We start from the raw sequence: 4,689 nt of genomic DNA on the forward strand, positions 1-4,689 counted from the left end.
GATCTGTAGCTGGTCTGAGAGGACGACCAGCCACACTGGGACTGAGACACGGCCCAGACTCCTACGGGAGGCAGCAGTGGGGAATTTTGGACAATGGGCGCAAGCCTGATCCAGCCATGCCGCGTGCGGGAAGAAGGCCTTCGGGTTGTAAACCGCTTTTGTCAGGGAAGAAATCTTCTGGGTTAATACCTCGGGAGGATGACGGTACCTGAAGAATAAGCACCGGCTAACTACGTGCCAGCAGCCGCGGTAATACGTAGGGTGCAAGCGTTAATCGGAATTACTGGGCGTAAAGCGTGCGCAGGCGGTTATGTAAGACAGATGTGAAATCCCCGGGCTTAACCTGGGAACTGCATTTGTGACTGCATAGCTTGAGTGCGGCAGAGGGGGATGGAATTCCGCGTGTAGCAGTGAAATGCGTAGATATGCGGAGGAACACCGATGGCGAAGGCAATCCCCTGGGCCTGCACTGACGCTCATGCACGAAAGCGTGGGGAGCAAACAGGATTAGATACCCTGGTAGTCCACGCCCTAAACGATGTCAACTGGTTGTTGGGAGGGTTTCTTCTCAGTAACGTAGCTAACGCGTGAAGTTGACCGCCTGGGGAGTACGGCCGCAAGGTTGAAACTCAAAGGAATTGACGGGGACCCGCACAAGCGGTGGATGATGTGGTTTAATTCGACGCAACGCGAAAAACCTTACCTACCCTTGACATGCCAGGCATCCTGCAGAGATGTGGGAGTGCTCGAAAGAGAACCTGGACACAGGTGCTGCATGGCCGTCGTCAGCTCGTGTCGTGAGATGTTGGGTTAAGTCCCGCAACGAGCGCAACCCTTGTCATTAGTTGCTACGTAAGGGCACTCTAATGAGACTGCCGGTGACAAACCGGAGGAAGGTGGGGATGACGTCAGGTCATCATGGCCCTTATGGGTAGGGCTACACACGTCATACAATGGCCGGTACAGAGGGCTGCCAACCCGCGAGGGGGAGCCAATCCCAGAAAACCGGTCGTAGTCCGGATCGCAGTCTGCAACTCGACTGCGTGAAGTCGGAATCGCTAGTAATCGCGGATCAGCTTGCCGCGGTGAATACGTTCCCGGGTCTTGTACACACCGCCCGTCACACCATGGGAGCGGGTTCTGCCAGAAGTAGTTAGCCTAACCGCAAGGAGGGCGATTACCACGGCAGGGTTCGTGACTGGGGTGAAGTCGTAACAAGGTAGCCGTATCGGAAGGTGCGGCTGGATCACCTCCTTTCTGGAAAAACGCACTCAAGTTCAAGCGCTCACACTTATCGGCTGTTGTTGACGACAGACTACCCGGGAAACACGGGTCTGTAGCTCAGTCGGTTAGAGCACCGTCTTGATAAGGCGGGGGTCGTTGGTTCGAATCCAACCAGACCCACCATCCTCTGGGGGTGTAGCTCAGCTGGGAGAGCACCTGCTTTGCAAGCAGGGGGTCATCGGTTCGATCCCGTTCACCTCCACCATCTGGTGCGAGCAAGAAGAAGCGTTGGAAGCGGAAAGCACTTTTTGAGTGTTTTCCGGTTCGATCGTTTCGATCGGCTGTCGTCGTTCTTTAACAATTCATAGAGTCGAAAATCAGCGTTGCTGATGGAAAGCATCTTTCGGGATGCGCCGTGCCATCAGCGACAGTTTGATTGCGTCAATACAAACTTTGATTCGCGAGAATTGAAGTTCGGCATAACGCGTAATACTCAAAATCTGTCATTGACCGGATGTCTGAAGCGAGAGCTTCGGCGTCAAAGTTATAGGGTCAAGTGACTAAGTGCATGTGGTGGATGCCTTGGCGATTACAGGCGATGAAGGACGTGGCAGTCTGCGATAAGCCTCGGGGAGCTGGCAAGCAAGCTTTGATCCGGGGATTTCCGAATGGGGAAACCCACCCGCAAGGGTATCGTCATCTGAATACATAGGGTGGCGAGGCGAACCGGGCGAACTGAAACATCTCAGTAGCTCGAGGAAAAGACATCAACCGAGATTCCGAAAGTAGTGGCGAGCGAAATCGGAACAGCCTGTACGTTTTAGCAGTCGATTTATCAGAACGGTCTGGAAAGTCCGGCCATAGCAGGTGATAGCCCTGTATGAAAAAAGTCTTCTGTGGAACTAAGCGTACGACAAGTAGGGCGGGGCACGTGAAACCCTGTCTGAACATGGGGGGACCATCCTCCAAGGCTAAATACTCGTAATCGACCGATAGCGAACTAGTACCGTGAGGGAAAGGCGAAAAGAACCCCGGGAGGGGAGTGAAATAGATCCTGAAACCGCATGCATACAAAAAGTCGGAGCCCGCAAGGGTGACGGCGTACCTTTTGTATAATGGGTCAGCGACTTACATTCAGTGGCAAGCTTAACCGAATAGGGAAGGCGAAGGGAAACCGAGTCCGAATAGGGCGTCTAGTCGCTGGGTGTAGACCCGAAACCAAGTGATCTATCCATGGCCAGGATGAAGGTAGGGTAACACCTGCTGGAGGTCCGAACCGACTAGTGTTGCAAAACTAGCGGATGAGCTGTGGATAGGGGTGAAAGGCTAAACAAACTTGGAGATAGCTGGTTCTCTCCGAAAACTATTTAGGTAGTGCCTCAAGTATTACCGTCGGGGGTAGAGCACTGTTATGGCTAGGGGGTCATGGCGACTTACCAAACCATTGCAAACTCCGAATACCGATGAGTACAGCTTGGGAGACAGTGCACCGGGTGCTAACGTCCGGACACAAGAGGGAAACAACCCAGACCGCCAGCTAAGGTCCCCAAAATTGGCTAAGTGGGAAACGAAGTGGGAAGGCTAAAACAGTCAGGATGTTGGCTTAGAAGCAGCCACCATTTAAAGAAAGCGTAATAGCTCACTGATCGAGTCGTCCTGCGCGGAAGATGTAACGGGGCTAAGCCAGTTACCGAAGCTGCGGATTTGCACGCAAGTGCAAGTGGTAGGAGAGCGTTCCGTACGCCTGCGAAGGTGGATCGTGAGGTCTGCTGGAGGTATCGGAAGTGCGAATGCTGACATGAGTAGCGTTAAAGGGGGTGAAAAGCCCCCTCGCCGAAAGCGCAAGGTTTCCTACGCAACGTTCATCGGCGTAGGGTGAGTCGGCCCCTAAGGCGAGGCAGAGATGCGTAGCTGATGGGAAACAGGTCAATATTCCTGTACCGATGTGTAGTGCGATGTGGGGACGGAGAAGGTTAGCTCAGCCGGGTGTTGGATGTCCCGGTTCAAGCCTGTAGTCGTGGCCCTTAGGCAAATCCGGGGGTCTTAGATGAGGGGTGATAACGAGGAAGCTTGCTTCCGAAGTGAGTGATACCCTGCTTCCAGGAAAAGCCACTAAGCTTCAGCTGCACACGACCGTACCGCAAACCGACACTGGTGCGCGAGATGAGTATTCTAAGGCGCTTGAGAGAACTCTGGAGAAGGAACTCGGCAAATTGACACCGTAACTTCGGAAGAAGGTGTGCCTTTAGTAGGTGAACCATTTACTTGGGGAGCCCAATGAGGCCGCAGAGAATCGGTGGCTGCGACTGTTTATTAAAAACACAGCACTCTGCAAAGACGAAAGTCGACGTATAGGGTGTGACGCCTGCCCGGTGCTGGAAGATTAAATGATGGGGTGCAAGCTCTTGATTGAAGTCCCAGTAAACGGCGGCCGTAACTATAACGGTCCTAAGGTAGCGAAATTCCTTGTCGGGTAAGTTCCGACCTGCACGAATGGCGTAACGATGGCCACACTGTCTCCTCCAGAGACTCAGCGAAGTTGAAATGTTTGTGATGATGCAATCTCCCCGCGGAAAGACGGAAAGACCCCATGAACCTTTACTGTAGCTTTACATTGGACTTTGAACAGATCTGTGTAGGATAGGTGGGAGGCTTTGAAGCGGTGCCGCTAGGTATCGTGGAGCCAACGTTGAAATACCACCCTGGTGTGTTTGAGGTTCTAACCTTGGCCCGTTATCCGGGTTGGGGACAGTGTATGGTGGGCAGTTTGACTGGGGCGGTCTCCTCCCAAAGCGTAACGGAGGAGTTCGAAGGTACGCTAGGCACGGTCGGAAATCGTGCTAATAGTGCATAGGCATAAGCGTGCTTGACTGCGAGACTGACAAGTCGAGCAGGTACGAAAGTAGGACTAAGTGATCCGGTGGTTCTGTATGGAAGGGCCATCGCTCAACGGATAAAAGGTACTCTGGGGATAACAGGCTGATACCGCCCAAGAGTTCATATCGACGGCGGTGTTTGGCACCTCGATGTCGGCTCATCTCATCCTGGGGCTGTAGCCGGTCCCAAGGGTATGGCTGTTCGCCATTTAAAGAGGTACGTGAGCTGGGTTTAAAACGTCGTGAGACAGTTTGGTCCCTATCTTCCGTGGGCGCTGCAAGATTGAGGAAGCCTGCTCCTAGTACGAGAGGACCGGAGTGGACGCACCTCTGGTGTATCGGTTGTCACGCCAGTGGCATTGCCGAGTAGCTAAGTGCGGAAGAGATAACCGCTGAAAGCATCTAAGCGGGAAACTCGTTCCAAGATGAGTCTTGCCGGGGCCTTGAGCCCCCTGAAGAGTCGTTCGAGACCAGGACGTTGATAGGCCGGGTGTGGAAGCGCAGTAATGCGTTGAGCTAACCGGTACTAATTGCTCGTGAGGCTTGACCCTATAACTTTGACGATTGAGTCAAACGGGTTATGCCAAAA

2 tRNA genes and 2 rRNA genes are annotated in these 4,689 nt (G+C 53.4%); all 4 read left to right on the top strand.

From position 1 onward, the window contains the following. Window positions 1-1,257 (top strand): 16S ribosomal RNA (locus EV684_RS23795); the annotation flags it as partial. A 73-nt stretch (window positions 1,258-1,330) separates the two neighbouring features. Beyond that, window positions 1,331-1,407, top strand: a tRNA-Ile gene (locus EV684_RS23800). 6 nt (window positions 1,408-1,413) lie between these two features. Continuing rightward, window positions 1,414-1,489 (top strand) — tRNA-Ala (locus EV684_RS23805). 285 nt (window positions 1,490-1,774) lie between these two features. Then, window positions 1,775-4,651, top strand: a 23S ribosomal RNA gene (locus EV684_RS23810). The last annotated feature ends 38 nt before the right edge of the window (window positions 4,652-4,689 follow it).

The organism is Rubrivivax gelatinosus (assembly GCF_004340905.1).
Classification (GTDB): Bacteria; Pseudomonadota; Gammaproteobacteria; order Burkholderiales; family Burkholderiaceae_C; genus Rubrivivax; species Rubrivivax gelatinosus.